Annotated in this window: 20 protein-coding genes and 1 other RNA gene; 16 read left to right on the top strand and 5 right to left on the bottom strand. The window is 70.6% G+C overall.

Annotation, left to right across the window (positions count from 1 at the left end; genetic code table 11):
* Positions 1-20 precede the first annotated feature (20 nt).
* Positions 21-251 carry a hypothetical protein gene (locus tag RKE50_RS07805; RefSeq protein ID WP_350035664.1) on the bottom strand — a complete coding sequence of 77 codons (231 nt, stop codon included), beginning with the start codon at positions 249-251 and terminating at the stop codon, positions 21-23.
* Between the two features lie 266 nt (positions 252-517).
* Here RKE50_RS07805 and RKE50_RS07800 point away from each other — a divergent pair, with 266 nt between their 5' ends.
* From RKE50_RS07800 to RKE50_RS07785, 4 genes are all read left to right on the top strand, one after another.
* Positions 518-805, top strand: coding sequence for a sll1863 family stress response protein (locus RKE50_RS07800; RefSeq protein WP_350035662.1), 288 nt, complete (start codon positions 518-520; stop codon positions 803-805).
* A gap of 10 nt (positions 806-815) precedes the next feature.
* Positions 816-1,355, top strand: coding sequence for a gamma-glutamylcyclotransferase (locus RKE50_RS07795; RefSeq protein WP_350035661.1), 540 nt, complete (start codon positions 816-818; stop codon positions 1,353-1,355).
* Positions 1,352-2,074, top strand: coding sequence for a hypothetical protein (locus tag RKE50_RS07790; protein ID WP_350035660.1), 723 nt, complete (start codon positions 1,352-1,354; stop codon positions 2,072-2,074). The genes RKE50_RS07795 and RKE50_RS07790 overlap by 4 nt, the downstream gene beginning before the upstream one ends.
* Positions 2,075-2,174: 100 nt before the next feature.
* Entirely contained in the window at positions 2,175-4,937 is a 2,763-nt protein-coding gene (locus RKE50_RS07785; protein ID WP_350035659.1) for a phosphoenolpyruvate carboxylase, read from the top strand.
* 5 nt (positions 4,938-4,942) lie between these two features.
* Here RKE50_RS07785 and msrB read toward each other — a convergent pair whose 3' ends face one another.
* Together msrB and RKE50_RS07775 are read right to left on the bottom strand one after the other, a co-directional pair.
* Positions 4,943-5,485: a peptide-methionine (R)-S-oxide reductase MsrB gene (gene msrB / locus RKE50_RS07780; RefSeq protein WP_350035658.1), complete on the bottom strand. Its 543-nt coding sequence runs from the start codon at positions 5,483-5,485 to the stop codon at positions 4,943-4,945.
* Positions 5,486-5,501: 16 nt separating this feature from the next.
* Positions 5,502-8,873: a mechanosensitive ion channel domain-containing protein gene (locus RKE50_RS07775; RefSeq protein ID WP_350035657.1), complete on the bottom strand. Its 3,372-nt coding sequence runs from the start codon at positions 8,871-8,873 to the stop codon at positions 5,502-5,504.
* Positions 8,874-9,040: 167 nt separating this feature from the next.
* Here RKE50_RS07775 and ffs point away from each other — a divergent pair.
* The 10 genes from ffs (at position 9,041) to RKE50_RS07725 (ending at position 16,173) form a co-directional block, all read left to right on the top strand.
* An RNA gene (gene ffs, locus RKE50_RS07770) (signal recognition particle sRNA small type) lies at positions 9,041-9,137 on the top strand.
* A 106-nt stretch (positions 9,138-9,243) separates the two neighbouring features.
* Entirely contained in the window at positions 9,244-10,986 is a 1,743-nt protein-coding gene (gene dnaX / locus RKE50_RS07765; protein ID WP_350035656.1) for a DNA polymerase III subunit gamma/tau, read from the top strand.
* A complete protein-coding gene (locus tag RKE50_RS07760) occupies positions 10,986-11,312 on the top strand; it encodes a YbaB/EbfC family nucleoid-associated protein (protein ID WP_350035655.1) in 327 nt (108 codons plus the stop codon). Before dnaX ends, RKE50_RS07760 begins: the two co-directional genes overlap by 1 nt.
* A 4-nt stretch (positions 11,313-11,316) precedes the next feature.
* Positions 11,317-11,916: a recombination mediator RecR gene (gene recR / locus RKE50_RS07755; RefSeq protein ID WP_350035654.1), complete on the top strand. Its 600-nt coding sequence runs from the start codon at positions 11,317-11,319 to the stop codon at positions 11,914-11,916.
* On the top strand, positions 11,916-13,031 hold the full coding sequence (gene rnd / locus RKE50_RS07750; protein WP_350035653.1) for a ribonuclease D: 1,116 nt from the start codon (positions 11,916-11,918) through the stop codon (positions 13,029-13,031). The genes recR and rnd overlap by 1 nt, the downstream gene beginning before the upstream one ends.
* Positions 13,028-13,291 (top strand): YcgL domain-containing protein, encoded by a 264-nt coding sequence (locus RKE50_RS07745; protein ID WP_350035651.1) that lies wholly within the window; start codon positions 13,028-13,030, stop codon positions 13,289-13,291. Before rnd ends, RKE50_RS07745 begins: the two co-directional genes overlap by 4 nt.
* A complete protein-coding gene (locus tag RKE50_RS07740) occupies positions 13,288-13,761 on the top strand; it encodes a YcgN family cysteine cluster protein (RefSeq protein ID WP_350035649.1) in 474 nt (157 codons plus the stop codon). The genes RKE50_RS07745 and RKE50_RS07740 overlap by 4 nt, the downstream gene beginning before the upstream one ends.
* Complete coding sequence (locus tag RKE50_RS07735) at positions 13,745-14,089, top strand: hypothetical protein (RefSeq protein ID WP_350035647.1); 345 nt, start codon at positions 13,745-13,747, stop codon at positions 14,087-14,089. Before RKE50_RS07740 ends, RKE50_RS07735 begins: the two co-directional genes overlap by 17 nt.
* Before the next feature lie 56 nt (positions 14,090-14,145).
* Positions 14,146-14,991, top strand: coding sequence for an AAA family ATPase (locus tag RKE50_RS07730; protein WP_350035646.1), 846 nt, complete (start codon positions 14,146-14,148; stop codon positions 14,989-14,991).
* A gap of 6 nt (positions 14,992-14,997) precedes the next feature.
* Entirely contained in the window at positions 14,998-16,173 is a 1,176-nt protein-coding gene (locus tag RKE50_RS07725) for a vWA domain-containing protein (protein ID WP_350035645.1), read from the top strand.
* Here the strand turns inward: RKE50_RS07725 and RKE50_RS07720 are convergent, their stop codons facing one another.
* Positions 16,174-16,959, bottom strand: coding sequence for a TrmH family RNA methyltransferase (locus tag RKE50_RS07720; protein ID WP_350035644.1), 786 nt, complete (start codon positions 16,957-16,959; stop codon positions 16,174-16,176).
* A 53-nt stretch (positions 16,960-17,012) separates the two neighbouring features.
* On the opposite strand from RKE50_RS07720, the gene RKE50_RS07715 reads away from it, so the two are divergent.
* Complete coding sequence (locus tag RKE50_RS07715) at positions 17,013-17,276, top strand: glutaredoxin family protein (protein ID WP_350035642.1); 264 nt, start codon at positions 17,013-17,015, stop codon at positions 17,274-17,276.
* Here RKE50_RS07715 and RKE50_RS07710 read toward each other — a convergent pair.
* Positions 17,273-17,719, bottom strand: a complete 447-nt coding sequence (locus tag RKE50_RS07710; protein ID WP_350035641.1) for a universal stress protein — start codon at positions 17,717-17,719, stop codon at positions 17,273-17,275. The genes RKE50_RS07715 and RKE50_RS07710 overlap by 4 nt on opposite strands.
* A 115-nt stretch (positions 17,720-17,834) precedes the next feature.
* Here RKE50_RS07710 and RKE50_RS07705 point away from each other — a divergent pair, with 115 nt between their 5' ends.
* Positions 17,835-18,320 carry a hypothetical protein gene (locus RKE50_RS07705; RefSeq protein WP_350035640.1) on the top strand — a complete coding sequence of 162 codons (486 nt, stop codon included), beginning with the start codon at positions 17,835-17,837 and terminating at the stop codon, positions 18,318-18,320.
* Positions 18,321-18,339 lie beyond the last annotated feature (19 nt).

Raw genomic sequence — 18,339 nt, 5'->3', positions numbered from 1 at the left:
GGGGGCGGCGCCTTCCCTGGTTACTGCCGGCGCTTGACCAGCTGCGCGCCGAGGATCAGCGCGATAGCAGCCACACCCGCAATCCCGCCGATACCACCGGGCAGGGCAGAGCCGAGTGCCTCGGGCAGCACCGAGCTGAGCGCCTGGCCGAGGTCCGTTCCCAGCCGGGTACCCAGCGGCGCTGCACCGCCCGCCAGTGCCGCTTCCGTGGTGAGGAGCAGAGCCCCTGCCATGACAATGCTGTTTTTCATCGCTACCTTGACCTCTCGTTATGAGTTGCTGGTGATGGCGAGGGGGCATGTGGCCCGGGAGTCAACGGGCCGCCCTGCGGGTGAAGCAGCAATGTTCGGGCCAGTGCGGGAAATTGCTTTGACTTCAGTCGACTACAGTTCACGGCAGCGAACAGCGCGGGCGAGATGTCAATTTTTTCGACACCCGTTGGCAGACGGGCCGCGCGTACCCCGTATGCCCGCGCTGTGCTAGCCTCATGGACCAGCCACAGTACAGGAGCCGTGCCATGCCCACCCGCGACGAAGTCGTCGAGAAACTCAAGCAACAGATCGATGCGCTGAACAGCGAGGTCGACGCGCTCGAGGCCCGCGCGCGGAAGACCTCGGGTGAGGTCGAGGCCGAACTCGAAAAGCAGCGGGCGCGCCTGGAGGAACAGCGGGAGGATTTTTACGCCCGCCTGGAGGCCCTGAAGCAGGCCGGCGACGACAACTGGGATCGCCTCAAGCACGAGGCGGAGCACGCCCTCAAGGCGGTGCACAACTCCTTCAATTACTTCAAGTCGCACTTCCGCTGAGACCGAAGCAGTGATCGACGGTCCGACCTGGGTCTTCGGCTACGGGTCGTTGATCTACAAGGTCGACTTTCCCTACCTGGAGCGCCGCAACGCCTCCATCGAGGGCTGGGAGCGCCGTTTCTGGCAGGGGTCGCACGACCACCGTGGCACGCCGGAGGCGCCCGGCCGGGTGGTGACGCTCATCGAGTTGCCGGGCGCCCGCTGCCGCGGTGTCGCCTACCGGGTGGAGCCTGAGGTCTTCGAACACCTCGACCATCGGGAAAAGAACGGCTATGACCGCCACTGGCTGCCGGTCACGCTCGACGGCGCCGCCGAGCCGGTGGACGGCCTGATCTACGTCGCCCGGCCCGACAACCCCGCCTTCCTCGGCCCGGCATCGCTGGACGAGCTGGCCGCGCACATCAGTGAAGCGCGGGGGCCGAGCGGCAGCAACCGCGACTACCTGCTGGCGCTGGCCCGGGCCCTCCACGGTCTCGACAGCTACGATCCACACGTGCACGAGCTGGCCGAACGCGTCGACGCGCTGCTGGTGCCGTCGGGCGCGTCGTGAACGCGCGGGGGGCCGCCCGGGCCGGCCGGCTGGCGCTTGCCCTGCTGGCACCCGGGGCGGTGGCCGCGCCGATCCTCGAGGCACCCGGTCGGCCCGGCGACGAGCCCGGCCCGGCCACGATCGCCGGCCGGCTGCCCGAATACCTGGTGATCGAGTCGATTGTCGTTGGCGCCGGTGCCGGGCCGGCGAGCGGGGGCCCCTATGCGGCGGTGCCGTCCGACCTGCTGCAGGTGGGCTACCGGGACCTGCTGCCGGAGGCCGGGTCGCCACTGGTGCTTTCCGTCGACCTGCTTTCGGGTGTGGACGCCGCTTCCCTGCGCCGGCGCATGGGTCTCGACCCGGCGTCGGAGCCGCCGGACTCAGCGGTACGCCCCGGCGGCCCGGCGTTGTGGATCGTCGTCGTTGGCCTTGCCCTGGCCCTCGGTGTCTATTTTCTCCAGTACCGGCGCCGCCGGCGCTACGCCCGTGCGGCCCGGGCCCGCCGACACATCCCCATCGTCGGCAAACGCGCCCGCTCCCGGCGTCGCCGGGCCCGCGCCGCGACCCGCGAACTGCATGACAGCGCCGCGGACGCCCGGCGCAGGCACGGGGCATCGCGCAGCACCGGCAAGGACGGCGGCGAAAAGCGGCGTCGCAGCAGCAAGCGGTCGCGGTCGGGGCGGCCGCGACACAGCGCTTCCCGCAGCGGCAGCAGTCGCGGCAGCAGCGGGCGCCATTGACCGCCGCCGGGCCTGCGAACCGGCGGAGACCTGCTATCTTTTCCGACGCGGGGCGCGTTCAGCGGCCCATCCCAAGGCATAGTTTCGAGTGGTACCGGCAATGCATTCAAGCGACGATCTCGGTGCGGACAGCCTCCGATGGCTGATGGGTTCCCTGCTGCGTGTGCTCACGGGCCTCGGCGCGGCGGAGGTCGCGGCGCGCTTGCCCTGGCAGGCGGACGCCGGTGGCGATGAGCAGGGGGCCGCGGCGGTTCGCGGCGAGTTCTCGGCAGACGACGTGCAGGCCCTGTCCATCGCCTTCCAGCTGCTCAACCATGCGGAGGAGAACTCCGTCGCGCAGCAGCGTCGCGCCACGGCGCGGGCCGGTGGCAAGGCCGAGGAGAGCGGCTCCTGGGAGCAGGCGTTCACCCAGGCCCTGGACCGCGGGGTCACGGCGGAGCAGCTGGCGGTGCAGCTGCGCAACCTGCGCCTGGAGCCGGTACTCACGGCCCACCCCACCGAGGCCAAGCGGCAGACGGTGCTCGAGCACCACCGCGTGCTCTACCGGCTGCTGGTCGAGCGGGAGAACAGCATGTGGACGCCGGCGGAGCGCGCGGGCCTGGACGCGGCGATGGACGCCGCGCTGGAGCGGCTGTGGCGGACCGGTGAGATCTATCTCGAGAAACCGCGCCTGGAGGCCGAGCGCCGCCTCGTGCTGCACTTCCTCGCCGTGGTGTTTCCAGACGCCCTCGCCGCTTTCAGCCAGCGCCTGCGCCAGGCCTGGGAGGGGGTAGGCCTGGACCCGGCGCTGATCGCGGGCCCCGCGGCGCTGCCCCGGTTCGCCTTCGGCAGCTGGGTCGGCGGCGATCGCGACGGGCACCCCGGGGTGACCGCGGCGATCACCCGGGACACCCTGGCGCGGCACCGCGAGGCAGCACTCGCACTGATCGACGAGGCCCTCGCGCGGCTGGCGTCGAAGCTCAGCCTGTCCGTACATCGCCAGGCGCCGCCCGCGGCGCTGCTGGCGGCGATCCGGGACCGCGCCGAGGCCCTGGGCGAGGCCGGCCGTGCAGCGGTCGAGCGCAACCCGCAGGAGCCCTGGCGCCAGTACGTCAGCCTGCTGCGCGCGGCACTGCCCGCGGGTGATGGCGTCTCCGGGGTGGGCGTCTTTGACCGCGCCGCCGAGCTGGACGAGGCCCTGGGCGCGCTCGGCGAGGCGCTGGCCGCGGTCGGTGCCGGCCGGCTGGCGGAGGCGGACGTGGACCCGGTGCGCCTGCTGGTCCGCAGCTTCGGTTTTCACCTGGCCAGCCTCGACGTGCGCCAGAACAGTGCCTTCCACGACCGCGCGCTGGCGGCCCTGCTCTCGTCGGTGGGCGTTACCGATGGCGACCGCTACCCGAGCTGGCCCCCGGGGCAGCGGCGTGAGCTCCTGGACCGGGAGCTCGCAACCGCGCGGCCCTTCGTGCGCGCGGGGCAGGCGCCGCCGGGCGAGGCCGAGGCGGTGCTCGGCTGCTACGAGGTACTCGCGGCCGAGCTGGACCGGCGGGGCGCCGACGGCCTCGGCGCACTGATCGTGAGCATGACCCGCAGCGCCGAGGACCTGCTCGCCGTCTACCTGCTCGCCCGCGACGGCGGTCTGCTGCAGCCGGCGGAGGACGGGCCGGCTTGTCCGCTGGAGGTGGTGCCGCTGTTCGAGACCATCGAGGACCTGGAGCGAGCCCCGGCCATCCTCGACGACTACCTCGCCCACCCGCTGGTCCGGCGCAGCCTGCGCCTGCGCCAGCAGCGCGACGGCCTGCCGCTGCCGCGGCAACAGGTGATGGTCGGCTACAGCGATTCGGGCAAGGATGGCGGCATTGTCGCCAGCTTCTGGGGCCTTTACCGGGCGCAGGGCGCGCTGGCCGAGGTCGGCGCGCGCCACGGCGTGCAGCTGTGCTTTTTCCACGGGCGCGGCGGCACCATCGGCCGCGGGGCGGGCCCGACGCACCGGTTTATTCGTGCGCTGCCCCCGGGAACTGTCGGTGGCGGTCTGCGGATGACGGAGCAGGGCGAGACCATCTCCCAGAAGTACGCCAACCGCGGCACCGCCTCTCACCACTTCGAGCTGCTTGCGGCCGGCGCGCTCGCGGCCGCGGCCTTCGACCTGGGCGGGCGCCAGGATCCGCCGGCGCTCGGCCCGATCCTGGATCGGCTCGCCGCGACCAGCCGCCGCGCCTACCGCGACCTCATCGAGCGCGAGGGCTTCATCGACTTCTTCGGCGAGGCCACGCCCATCGACATCATCGAGGCCAGCCGCCACGGCTCACGGCCGCCACGGCGCACCGGCCAGCGTACGCTGGCGGATCTGCGCGCCATTCCCTGGGTGTTTGCCTGGAACCAGTCGCGCTTCGTGCTGCCGGGCTGGTACGGCCTCGGCAGCGCCCTCGAAGAACTGGCCACGGCGGACCCGGCGGCCTTCAAGCAGGTGCTGGCCGCCAAGGCCGAGACCGCCGACCGCTGGCCGCCGCTGCACTACCTCATCAGCAACATCGCCACCGCCTGGATGATGGTGTCGCGGCCGGTGATGGAGCGTTACGCCGCGCTCGTCACGGATGAAGGGCGTCGCGAGGCGCTGCTGTCGGTGATCGTCGCAGAGCATGAGCGCACGGGTCGGATGCTCGAGCGGATCTACGGCGGCCCCCTCGCCGAGGTCCGGCCGCGCATTCACCGGGTGCTGGCCCGGCGCGACGAGGCACTCGCGCCGCTGCACGAGCACCAGGTGCGCCTGCTGGCGCATTGGCGGTCGCTCGGCGCTGCGGGTAACGAAGCCGGCGCAGAGGCGCTGCTGCCCGAGCTCCTGCTGAGCGTGAACGCCATCGCCGCCGGGCTGGGCGTTACCGGCTAGCGGGCTTAACTGGCCGGCAGGAAGCGCAGCGCCACGCCGTTGTTGCACCAGCGCTCGCCCGTTGGCGGGGGGCCGTCGTTGAAGACGTGCCCGTGGTGCCCGCCGCAGCGTGCGCAGTGATACTCCGTGCGCGGCCAGACGAGCTTGAAGTCTTTCTTGGTCTCGAAGGCGCCGGGGATGTGGGTGAAAAAGCTCGGCCAGCCGGTACCCGAGTCGAACTTCATCGCCGAGGTGAACACCGGCAGGTCGCAGCCGGCGCAGACGAAGACCCCGCGACGCTTCTCGTCGTTGAGTGGGCTCGTGCCGGCGCGCTCCGTGGCCTCCTTGCGCAGCACGTCGAAGGCGGCCGGCTCGAGGCGCTCACGCCAGGCGGCGCTGTCGAGCTCGAGGTCGTCGTCGGCGCTGGGCGGATCGAAGTCCCCGGGCAGGTAAGCGCGCCACTCGTTGTGCAGGGTGGCCAGTTCCATGGAGTGCTCCTTTGCTTCGCTGGTGCCGATGTAGGCGGCCGCGAGGGCCCCCGCGGCCTTGAGTATCGTTCGTCGCTGCACGCTGGTTCCTCCGCTGTCAGCCCTGGTCCGGTAGCTGGCCTTTCACAGGTCGTTCGACCAGCTGTACCGGGATAGGTTCAGCGGCGTCGAGGTGCACGTCGCGCTGCGGGAAGGCGATACCGATGCCGGCCTTGCTGAGCCGGTCGTAGATCTCTGTACGCAGTTCCGTCCAGCGCTGGATGAACTCGCTTTCGGCGTAGCAGCGCAGCCATAGCGTGAGGGCGTTGTCGCCGAAATCCTCGAAGGTTGCCCTGGGCTCCGGGTCGTCCATGATGGCCGGGTGGTCCCGGGCGACATCGACGAGGATCTGCAGGGCCTTGCGCACGTCGCTGCCGTAGGCCACGCCCACGGGAATGACGATGCGCAGCTTGCTGCTGGTCAGCGACCAGTTATTCACCACGCCAGTAATCAGGTCCTTGTTCGGTATGAGCAGTTCCTTGCCCTCGAAGGTCTCGATGACGGTCGCGCGGGCGTTGATATTGACCACGGTGCCGTCGTAGCCGCTGACGCTGATGATGTCGCCGACGCGGATCGGTCGCTCGAAGAGCAGGATGATGCCACTGATGAAGTTGGCGACGATCTCCTGCAGGCCGAAACCGATACCGACACCGAGGGCGGCGACCAGCCACTGCACCTTGGACCAGGCGAACCCCAGGAGCCCGAGGCTGACAGAGGCCCCCACGCCGAGGATCACGTACTGCAGCAGCATGCCGATGGCATAGCGCGCCCCGGCGGAAACGCTGCCGTACTCCATGAGCAGCACCTGCACCAGCGGTGGCACGTGCCGCCATAGCAGAACGGTGATGGCCACCACGAGGGCGGCGATGATCAACGTCGCGAGCGAGACCCCGCGCAGCTCGCCCACTGGCAGTGACGGATCTACCGTCGACCACAGGGTGACTTCCTCGAGCAGGGAAATAGCCGGCAGGGCGGGGGACCAGATGAACCAGAGCAAGGCGGCAAGGGCGGCCAGCCGGGCGGCGCCGAGGAGACGGCCCTGGGCGTCGGAAAGGGAGGCCACCGCGTCGATGTCGCGCTCAGATATATGCGCCTCGCGCTCGCTTTCGTCGTCGGCCTCGGTCTCGGCCTGGGCCCGCAGCTCTTCCCGCTGCCGGCGCTCGAGGCGGCTACGGTAGATCAGGATGATGCGCTGGAGGACGTTCGTGACGAAGAGGATCACCGCGACCGCGGCCACGGACCAGCCCAGGGCGCGCAAGTAAAGGTGGGCCGCGAAAAGCTGCCCGGTGATGTGCATCACCGCGATGGCCGCGGTGATCAGCACCGATATCCGCAACAGGAACTTGCCGAGCCCGTCGCCGGTGAACTGCCCCGAGCGCAGCAGCCTCACGCTGTAGACTACGCCCGTCAGCGCGACGGTAAAGGTCGCCAGGGCGGCGAGGGGGCCGCCGCTTTGCTCGCTCCAGCCGGTGCGGGCATAGCTGCTGAGACCCGTGGCAACAGGCAGCAGCAGTACCACCCAGGGCAGGTCACGGCGCACGGCATCGGTTTTCTGGTTGTTCCACTTGAGCAGACGCCGCCCGGTACCAACCCGGGCGGTGACGCTGAGTGCCAGGTAAAGTCCGAACAGGAGCACGCCGGCCGCGCCCAGGCCGCGCGCAATGCCTTCGCTGGTGGCGCTGCCATCACCGGCGAGGGAGACAGCCCAGGCCAGCAGGAGCAGGAACAGGGGCAGCATGGCGCTGCGGGCAATGCCGAGAGCGATACCGAGGGCGATCTTGCGCGGACTCTCTTCCCGCGGCCGGATCGGCACGCCGAGGAGAGCCTGCTGCGCCGCGACGATACGTCGCCGGTTGACGAGCAGTACGGCGAGCGCAGCCAGCCCGAGCAGCAGCGGCGGGTTGCGAAGCAAACGCTGCCAGTGCGCGGCCATGGCGAGCGCAGGTGCCGGATCAACAAGGGCGAGACTCTGGGCCAGCAGCTGCCGGGCGTCGAGGAACCGGTAGCTGCGGATCCAGAGGAGGTTGCCGGTGAGGAAGGCCTCGTAGTTCTCCGTCGCCGCGATCAGCTCGGCGGCGGCCTGGTTCGTATCCACGAGGAGCCGAAGCAGGCTGTTCTGCGCCTCGAGCTTCTCCCGGAGCAAGTCGCGGCGCTGCTCGTAGAGACGGTCGAGAACGCGGCGCTCCTCGCGCCCCCAGTCATCGAGATCGGGGAAGCGCTCGCGCAGGTAGGCACCGCGGCGTGAACTCTGGCGCAGCAACTCGTCCGTGTCGATGGAGTTCACCGAGACGCTGGCGAGCTGGTCGTTACGAACGGCGGTGCTCGCCTGGATCTCCCGCTTGTCGGGCAGACTCGCAAGGCGGGTCATCATCACTTCGCCTAGCTTGCCCTCCAGCCCTGCGACCTCCAGACGGCGCTGGGTCAGGCTGTAATCCTCCTCGATGTACTCGTCTAATTCGCGGATCGTGGCGCTGTCGCTGCGCGCTTCTCCTGCCGCATCGGCGAGGCGCCGCTGATCGCGGATCAGCTCGAGTGTCTCTTCCAGGAAGGCCTTGACACCCGGTCGGGCTTCGGCAACCGGCCCCGCGAGGCGCCGAAGTTCCTCCATGCGCCGGGCCGCGGTGGACTGGCGGGTGCTGGCGGCGGCGTCGCGCAGTGCCTCCATAAGGGTATCTGCGCTGGTCAGGGAGGCGTCGAGCCAGGCCACCTTCGCCGTGCGGATAGCGTTGAGCGCCGGGGCGCCGCGCAGGCGCAGCCGGAGCAATTCCGCCTCCGCCTCGAGCCGCTGGCGTTTTGCTGCCCTGGCAGCGGCGGTAATCCGTGCCTTCAACGACTCGTCGGCGGCGGGTGGCGCCTGCGTGTTCTCAAGCTCCGCCGTGACCGAGGCCAGCCGCTGCTGTGTTTCACTATCGCCAGCGGTGCGCTCGGCGAGGCCGCTGAGGGCAGCGCTGCGCTGGTCGGCGAGGCTCTGCCGCCGGGCCTCGACGACGTCAAGCTCGGCCTCGATATCCTCGAGGTCGGGGTCCCTGCCGAGCCGTTCCTCCACGGTCGGCGCCGAGTCTTCAACCTCGCGGACGAGTTCGTTGTAGTTTTTCACCTCGCTCGCGCTGTTTTCCATCGCCTGGCGGTAGCTCTCCGCCTCCTCCCGGAAGCTTTCCGCCTGGTTCAGGTCCTGGGTCGCCTGCTGCAGTTCCAGCAGCAGCGGTGCGCGCTCCTCGTCGGTGAGGCCTGTGTCTTCGCGCACGGCGGCCTCCAGCGTGCCCAGGCTGCCGCGGCTGACGGCGGGCGCTTCCTGCGCAACGACGGAGCTCGCGGCGAGGAGGCAGGCCAGGAGGCACGAGAGCAGCTGCGCTGCACGGGTGGCAAGGGGTCCGGGGACCGCAGGGAAGGCCGCCGGGCCCTGCGCAGTCGTCGGGCGCGTTCGCTTCACGGGTGTCTCGCTGTGGTCAGGTGGTGTTGGGGGCGCCCGCCTGCGCGGGAGCCGGCTCGCGGAAAGGTTAGCACAGCCCGCGGCGTGCCATGGCGCAGCGGAATCGTTTGCGGCGGGTGTCGCTTTCCGCGACAATGGCGGCCCCCGCCAAGGGGTCGTGGTGGTCCGGGCGGTCCCCCCGCAACGATAGGCAGTGAACCCCGCCAGGCCCGGAAGGGAGCAACGGTAGCTGCTGATTCGGGTGCCGGGGTGTGGCTGTCCGGGCCGCCTCCATTGGCTTCCCCGCCAACCCCCGCGCCGGTCCGGTTCTGCCGTCGTCCCCGCTGCGGTAAGCTTGGCTCTTGACCACGGAGGAGCGTCCCGCGCCGGCATGTCTTACCAGGTCCTCGCCCGCAAATGGCGCCCGGCCAGCTTCGAGGAGATGGTGGGCCAGGAGCACGTGCTTCGCGCCCTCGCCAACGCCCTGGACCGGGACCAGCTGCACCACGCCTACCTGTTCACCGGCACCCGCGGCGTGGGCAAGACCACGGTCGCGCGGATCCTCGCCAAGTGCCTGAACTGCGAGCAGGGGGTCAGCTCCCGGCCCTGCGGTCAATGCAGCGCCTGCCTGGAGATCGCCGAGGGGCGAAGCGTCGACCTGCTCGAGGTGGATGCCGCCTCGCGCACCCGCGTCGATGACACCCGCGAGCTGCTGGAGAACGTTCAATACGCCCCCACGCGCAGCCGCTACAAGGTGTACCTCATCGACGAGGTGCATATGCTCTCCCAGCACAGTTTCAATGCGCTCCTGAAGACCCTCGAGGAGCCGCCCCCGCACGTGAAATTCCTGCTGGCCACCACGGACCCGCAGAAGCTGCCGGCGACGGTGCTCTCCCGCTGCCTGCAGTTCAACCTGAAGAACATGCCCGCGGGCCAGGTGGTCGAGCACCTGCGGCACATCCTCGGTGCCGAGGGGGTGGCCTTTGAGGAGCCCGCACTCTGGCTCCTCGGCCACGCCGCTGCCGGCAGCATGCGCGATGCGCTGAGCCTCACCGACCAGGCGATCGCCTTCGGCGGCGGCCGCCTCGTCGAGGCCGAGGTGCGCGACATGCTCGGTACCGTGGACCGGGACCATGTCTTTGAGTTGCTCGATGCCCTTGCCGCCGACGACGCGCCCGGTCTTCTCGCCGTGGCCGCGGCCATGGAGGCGCAGGCCCTCGATTTCGCCGCCGCCCTGGAGACGCTGCTCGCCGTACTGCACCGCCTCGCCCTGGCGCAGGCCGTGCCCGAGGCACTGGACCCGGAGATGGGCGACGTGGAGCGCCTGCGCGAGCTGGCGGCGCGGTTCACCGCGGAAGACGTGCAGCTCTGCTACCAGATCGCCCTTAACGGGCGCCGCGACCTGCCGCTCGCCGCAGACCCGCGCGCGGGTTTCGACATGGTGCTGCTGCGTATGCTCGCTTTCCGGCCGGCCCCGGCGCTCCCCGCGAGCGGGGACAGTGCCCCGCAGGCTGCCGCCGGCGAGGTCGGCCGACCGGCAAAAAAGCCTGAACCGCGGCGGGCCCCGGCGCCCGCCGCGCAGGCCGGCGCGCCGCCGGCCGGGCCCCCCGACGAGGAGCCCCCGGCTCGCGTGCCCCCGGTCCAGGCGCCCGCGGTGCAAAGGTCAGCGGTACCCGACCCCGAGCCCCGGGCCACACACCGGGCTACGCCAGCACCCGCGCCCGCTTCGCTGCCACCCTGGCACCACCTCGTCGAGCAGCTCGAGCTCACCGGCAGCACGCGGGTCATCGCCCGCAACTGCGAGTGGCGGGCCTGCGCGGGCAGCGTGGTCTCCCTGGTGCTTGATCAGGAGCAGGCCAACCTGTTCAATGCGCGCCACGGTGAGCGCATCACCGCGGCGCTGCGCCGGGTGCTCGGTGATGACGGCTGGTCCGTCGCCATCGAACCCGGGGAGCTCGCCGCGGAGACACCGGCGCAGCGCGATGCGCGCCTGCGCCGGGAAGCCCATGCCAGCGCCGTGGCCCGGCTGCGGGAAGACCCCCGCCTCGGCAGCCTCCTCGAGCGCTTTGCTGGTACCCTCGAGGAAGAATCGGTAGAGGTGGCGCGCGACGCCGCCGCGAGAGGAGAACACTGATGTTCAAGGGTGGAATCGGCGACCTGATGAAGCAGGCGCAGAAGATGCAGACGGCCATGCAGGAGGCGCAGGAAGCCGCCGCCGCGCGCGAGGTTACCGGCGAGGCCGGTGCCGGCCTGGTGCAGGTCATCATGAACGGCCGCCACGACGTCCGCCGCGTCGCCATCGATGACAGCGTGCTCAGCGAGGAGAAGTCCGTGCTGGAGGACCTGCTCGCGGCCGCGGTGAACGATGCGGTGCGCAAGGTCGAGGCGGCGAACCGCGAGGCCATGGCCGAAGTGACTGGCGGTATGGAACTGCCCCCGGGCATGAAACTGCCGTTCTGAGGCCGTGTTCAGCCCCGCCCTCGAGGCCCTCGTCGACGCCCTGCGCTGCCTGCCGGGGGTCGGCCCGAAATCGGCCCAGCGCATGGCGCTGCACCTCCTCGAGCGCGACCGTGAGGGCGCGCAGGCGCTCGCCGTGGCGCTGGGGGAGGCCGCCGAGCGCGTGGGCCGCTGCCAGCGCTGCCGCAATCTCACGGAAACCCCGGTCTGCGCGATCTGCGACGACCCGCGCCGCGAGGCGACGTTGCTGTGCGTGGTCGAGACCCCGGCGGATGTGCTCGCCATCGAGCAGGCGGGAGGTTACCGCGGCCGCTACTTCGTGCTCATGGGCCACCTGTCGCCGATCGACGGCATCGGCCCGGAGGACATCGGCCTCGACCGCCTCCAGGCCCTGGTGCGGGAGCAGGGGATCGAGGAGGTGATCCTGGCCACGAACCCCACGGCCGAGGGGGAGGCCACCGCCTGGTACCTCACGGACCTGCTCTCGGCCGACGGCGTGCGCATGTCGCGCATCGCCCACGGCGTCCCCCTGGGGGGTGAGCTCGAATACGTCGACGGCAGCACGCTGATGCACGCCTTCTCCGGGCGCCAGCCGGTGAGACGCTGATGGACTGGACGCTCGTTGCCGGCCAGGCGGCCTTCGAGGCGCTCCTCGGCGAGCACCGCGGCGCAACCGCCGTGGCCGTGGACACGGAGTTCATGCGCCGCAACACGTTCTTTCCGCAGGTCGCCCTGCTGCAGCTGTGCTTCGAGGACCACGCCTGGCTCGTGGACCCGCTGGGGCTCGAGGACACCGCCCCGCTGGTGGCGCTGTTCGAGGACCCGGCCACCACCAAGATCCTGCACTCGGCCAGCGAGGACCTCGAGGTCTTCGACCACTGGCTCGGCGCGCTGCCGCGTCCGCTCTTCGACACGCAGCGCGCCGCCGGGCTCCTCGACCGGGGCTTCGGCCTGGGCTACCGCGGCATCGTCGAGCAGGCCTTCGACGTGGTCCTCGACAAGGGAGAGACGCGCTCCGACTGGCTGCGCCGCCCGCTGAGCGAGTCCCAGTGCCGCTACGCGGCGCTGGACGTGGCCTACCTGCTGCCACTGTACGAGCGCCTGCGCGCCGAGGCGGAGGCCGCGGGCAAGCTGCCCTGGATCCTCGAGGAGGGCGAGGTGGCCTGCGCGGGCGCCGGCAGCCGCAACCCCGCCTACCACCTGCGGGTGAAGTCCGCCTGGAAGCTCCAGCCGCGGCAACTCGCCGCCCTCGGGCGCCTCTGCGCCTGGCGGGAGGAGGAGGCCGCGCTCAGGGACAAGCCGCGCAGCTGGATCCTCGACGACCAGCTCTGCCTGGCCATTGCCCGGGCGATGCCGGCGAGCCCCGCGGCGCTGGCCGCGGCCGGTGAGATCCCGCCGGCGGTGCTCCGGCGCTGCGGCGATGCGCTGCTCGCCTGCATTGCCGAGGCCCGGTCCCTGCCGGAGGCGGCGCTGCCCGCACCGCTGCCGCCGCCGCTGGGCAGCGAGGAACGCAAGCGGCTCAAGGGGCTCAAGGCCCGCGTGCGCGCGCTCGCCGGGGCGGCCTCCGTCGCCCCGGAAATGCTGCTCGCCGGCCGCGACCTGGAGCTGCTGCTGCGCGAGGCGCGCGGCCTGCCGATCAGCGAGCCGGCGAGCTGGCAGGGCTGGCGCCGGGAGCTGGCGATCGAGCCGCTGCGCGCGGCTCTCGCGGAGGACGCGCTGTGAAGCGCCTGTGTGCGGTCTACCGCAGCCCCCGGAAGGAGGGCATGTACCTGTTCGTCGATCGCGACCGTCCCCTCGAGGAGCTGCCGGCCGAGTTGCTCGCCGGGTTCGGCAAGCCGGAGCTCGCGCTCAGCCTGGTGCTGACCCCGGAGCGCCGGCTGGCCCGCGCCGACGCCGCCACGGTGCTCGCCGCGCTCGACGAGAAGGGGTTCTACCTGCAGCTGCCGCCGAAGCCCGGCGGCGATGCGGAGCCGGTCCCGTGACCGCGGCCGAGCCCTGGTGGGACCGGCTGCCCCTGGAGGCCCTGGATGCCGCGCAGTGGGAGGCGCTCTGCGACGGCTGTGGCCGCTGCTGCCTGCACCGGCTCGAAGACGAGGACAGCGGTGAGCGGTTCGCGACCCGTGTCCACTGCCGCCTGCTGGACGCGGAGCGCTGCCGCTGCAGGGACTACGCAAACCGCCATGCGCAGGTACCGGACTGCATGACGCTGGACCCGGCACGGGCGGCGGCCTGGGACTGGCTGCCCCCGAGCTGTGCCTACCGGCGGCGGGCCCGCGGCCTGGCCCTGCCGGCCTGGCACCCGCTGCGCACTGGCGACCCGGAGAGCGTGCACCGCGCCGGCGCGTCCGTGCGCGGGCGGGTGATCAGCGAGGCCGCCGTGGCGGAAGACGACTACGAGGAACACATCGTGCTGTGGGTCGACGAGGACTGCTCTCATGCTGACTGGCGGTAGCTACCTGCTGGCCATGACCACCTACCTGGGGGCCGGGACGCTCGCGCTGCTGCTCCTCGCCTGGTGGTTGCGCCGCTGGCCGCTGCTCGCGAGCTGGCTCTGCTGCAGCGGGGCTGCGCTGCTGCTCCTGCCGGCCTACCCGGAGCCGGGCATGGAAACGCTGGCCCCGGCGCTGGTCGTGGCCGCCTTCCAGTTCGGTACCGATGGCGCAGAGGCCGCCATGCACGCCCTCCGGCCGCTGGGGGTCGCGCTGCTGGCGGCGCAGGTGCCGTGGCTCGCCATCGGCGCCTGGCTGCGCCGTCGCCGCGGCGCCGCGGTCTCAGCTTGATTCGCCCGGGGGCTGTCGTTACCCTTCATCGCTTTCCCCCACCAGGACCATAGCCGATGAAATTCGAAGGCACGGAGCGCTACGTCGCCACCGACGACCTGCGCATGGCGGTGAACGCCGCGGTCGAGCTGCAGCGCCCGCTGCTCATCAAGGGCGAGCCGGGCACCGGCAAGACCATGCTCGCGGAGGAGGTGGCCCAGGGCCTCGGCAAGCCGCTGATCCAGTGGCACATCAAGTCGACCACGAAAGCCCAGCAGGGCCTGTACGAGTACGACGCGGTGTCGCGGCTGCGCGACTCCCAGCTCGGCGACGAGAAGGTCTACGACATCGCCAACTACATCAAGCGCGGCAAGCTCTGGGACGCCTTCGTCGCCGAGGAGCAGGCGGTGCTGCTCATCGACGAGATCGACAAGGCGGACATCGAGTTCCCGAACGACCTCCTGCAGGAGCTCGACCGCATGGAGTTCTTCGTCTACGAGACCGGCGAGACCGTCAAGGCGAAGCACCGCCCGATCATCATCATCACCAGCAACAACGAGAAGGAGCTGCCGGACGCCTTCCTGCGCCGCTGCTTCTTCCACTTCATCAACTTCCCGGACCGGGACACGATGCGCCAGATCGTCGACGTGCACTACCCGGGGATCGCCCAGGCCCTGGTGCAGGAGGCGATGGAGATCTTCTTCGACCTGCGCGCCGTGCCGGGCCTGAAGAAGAAGCCGTCCACCTCGGAGCTCATCGACTGGCTGAAGCTGCTCATGGCCGACGACATCCCGGACGAGATCCTGCGCGAGCGCGACCACACGAAGGCGATCCCGCCGCTCTACGGCGCGCTGCTCAAGAACGAGCAGGACGTGCACCTGCTCGAGCGGCTGGCGTTCATGCACCGGCGGGAATCGCGCTAGGCTGCAATGCTGATCAATTTCTTCCACGGCCTGCGCGACGCGGGGATCCCGGTCACCACGCGCGAGCTGCTCGATCTCCTCGAGGGGCTCAAGCGCCACCTCGTGGTGGGCAGCGTGGACCAGTTCTACTACTTCAGCCGCGCCTGCCTGGTAAAGGACGAGAAGTATTTCGACCGCTTCGACAAGGCCTTCGGCGCGCACTTCCGCGACCTCGAGGGTCTCGACGACATCATCGAGGCCATGATCCCGGACGACTGGCTGCGCAACGAGTTCATGAAGGAGCTGTCCGAGGAAGACAAGGCGAAGATCGAGTCCCTCGGCGGGCTGGAAAAGCTCATCGAGGAGTTCAAGAAGCGCCTGGAGGAGCAGGAGAAGCGCCACGAGGGCGGCAACAAGTGGATCGGCACCGGCGGCACCTCGCCCTTCGGCCAGCAGGGCTACCACCCGGAGGGTATCCGCGTGGGGCCGAACGGCGGTAACCGGCGCGCGGTGAAGGTCTGGGACAAGCGGGACTTCCGCAACCTCGACGATTCCGTGGAGCTCGGCACGCGCAACATCAAGCTCGCCCTGCGCCGGCTGCGCAAGTTCGCGCGCACCGGCTCCGCCGAGGAGCTGGACCTCGATGACACGATCCGCTCCACGGCGCGCAACGCCGGGCTCCTGGACATTCGCATGGTGCCGGAGCGGCACAACGCGGTGAAGGTACTCCTGTTCTTCGACGTGGGCGGTTCCATGGACCCGCACGTGAAGGTCTGCGAGGAGCTGTTCTCGGCGGCGCGCACCGAGTTCAAGCACATGGAGAACTTCTACTTCCACAACTTCCTCTACGAGAGCGTGTGGAAGAACAATATCCGCCGGCACCATGAGCGCACGGCGCTCCTCGACATCCTTCACAAGTACGGCCACGACTACAAGGTGGTGATCGTCGGCGACGCGTCCATGTCGCCCTACGAGATCGTCCAGCCCGGCGGCTCCGTCGAGCACTGGAACGAGGAGGCCGGCGAAGTCTGGCTGCGCCGGCTCCGGCAGACCTACGAGAAGTGCATCTGGATAAACCCGGTGCCCGAGGATGAGTGGGAGTACACCCAGTCCATCGCCATGACGCACCAGCTCATGGAGGGGCACATGTACCCGCTGACGCTGCACGGCCTGGAAGAGGGCATGAGCTTCCTGTCGCGCTAGTCAGCGCTCCCCGGAACCGCGCGCCAGGCGCGGCGCGTAGGCCACCAGCGCAGCCGTCACCGCCACATTCAGGGATTCCACGCCTTCCGCCATGGGTACGGCCAGGGCCTCGCTGGCCTGCGCCGCCACGGCCGGCGACACGCCGTCCGTCTCGCCTCCCAGCACGAACAGGGCCCGCGCAGCCAGGGTCGCGCTAAACAGGTCCCGTGGCGCTTCCGCCTGCAGCGTGTACACGGTGTAGCCGGCCGCCCGGCAGGCGGCGACACCCTCGGCGGCGGTCGCGCAGCGCAGCAGCGGGGCGCCGTAGAGTGTGCCGGCACTGCCCTTGATGACCAGCGGGCCGAGGGCCGGGTTGCCCCGGTCGGCGTAAAGGATCCCGTCGATGCCCCCGGCGCGGGCGCTGCGGATGGCCATGCCCGCGTTCTGCGGGTTGGTGACCCCGTCGAGGGCGAGCAGGCGCACCGATGGCTGTGCGCCCAGCGCCGCGAGGCCCTCGTCGAGCTCGGCAAAACGCGGACAGCGGATATCCAGGGCGACGCCCTGGTCCTGGCGGCCGTTGCGGGAAATACGGGCGAGGGCCTCGCGGCTGTGCTCTCGGGTCTCGACGCCGCGCTCGGCCGCCAGGGATAGAATACGCTCCAGGGTCGGTTCGCGGCGGTTGCTCGTCGCCAGGTGCAGGCGCTCGCAGGCGAGGCCCGGGTCCGCCAGCGCCTCGAGCACCGGCTTGCGGCCGAAGACGGTGAGCACGCTTCGGTAGTGGCGGCGCTTCTCGCGGTAGTCGCTCACGCGCAGGGCCGTGCTATGCTCGCCCGCCGAGTGCCCCCTGCGGAGCCGCGCCGATGCACAAGCCCGGGCCCCGGCCCATTCTCTACAGCACGGCAGCCTGCCACCTCTGCGAGCTCGCGGAGGCGCTGCTCGTGGCCGCGCGGGCAGCGGCGCCGGGGCTCGCCTGGGAAGTGGTCGATATCAGTGAAGACGATGCACTCTTCGAGCGCTACGGGGAGCGGATTCCCGTGCTCCGTTTCCCCGGCGGCGAGGAACTCGGCTGGCCCTTTACGGGCGACGACCTGCACCAGGCGCTGTGCCGGGAAGGCCTCGCCTAGCCCTTTTTCTGCTGCCCCACGCGGACCGCGAGCACGTCGCAGGTGGCGCCGTGGAGCACGCCGTTGGCCGTGGAGCCCATGAGCAGGGCGAGGCCGTAGCGGCCGTGGCTGCCGACGACGATGAGATCGGCGTCGAGCTCCTCGGCCATGGCGTGAATCTCCACCTCGGGCTGGCCGAGCACCACGTGGCGCGCCGACTGCGGGATGCTGTGCTTTTCGCCGAACTTCTCGAGCTGGGCGCTGGCCTGCTGGTGGATCTCGTCCTGGATGCCGGAGAAGTCCATGGGGATGTCGCCGCCGTAGGCGAAGGAGAGCGGCTCGATCACGTGGATGAGGTGCAGCTCGGCGCCGTTGTTCGTGGCGATCGCGCGGGCCCGCTCGACCACCTCGTCCGAGTCTTCGCTGAGATCGACTGCCGTCAGGATGCGGGTGTAGTTGGCCATGGCGTTATCTCCTGTTGCCGGCTGCTGGCGCTTGACCGGGTTTATAACATACCGTGGGCGCCCGGCAATGCGAGTGCGAGAGAATCCCCTTGGCCCTTGACCTGAATCATAGCCCGTGAAGGCAACCCTGCTGATCCTGCTGGCCGTCGGCCTGGCCCTGGCGCCGCTGTGGCATTTCCGGCCATCGCCGCGGCAGCGCACGCAGGCGGGGCTGCGCGAGCGCGCCGCGCTCGCCGGCCTCTACGTCGAGTTCCGGGACCTGCCGCTGCCGCCGGCGCGGCGGGCGCGGCTGCCGGCCAGCGAGCGGCAGGTGCTCTACTACGGGTTGCGCCTGCCGCCGTCCCGCGGCGCGGGGCGCAGGGCCTGCGCCTGGTGGCGCGAGGGCGGTGGCTGGCGCGCAAGCGTCGGCCGTGACGACCCCCCGGCAGCGGTGGCCTCGCTGCCCGACTGGGCCCTCGCCGCTGGCATCGACGAGGGCAGCTGCGGGGTCTACTGGCACGAGTCCGCGGGCCCCGAGGCGGTGGATGCAATCGCCGACGCGCTCGCCGCCTGGCGGGACGCCCTGGACGAAACGCCGCGGGGGGCTTCCCTTGACCCCTGAGGCAGTGGCCTTTATATAT

This window comes from Pseudohaliea sp., from assembly GCF_040217025.1.
In the GTDB taxonomy this organism is placed as follows: Bacteria; Pseudomonadota; Gammaproteobacteria; order Pseudomonadales; family Halieaceae; genus Pseudohaliea.
Note: the sequence above shows the minus strand (reverse complement) of the source record. Positions and strands in the feature narration are given on the sequence as shown.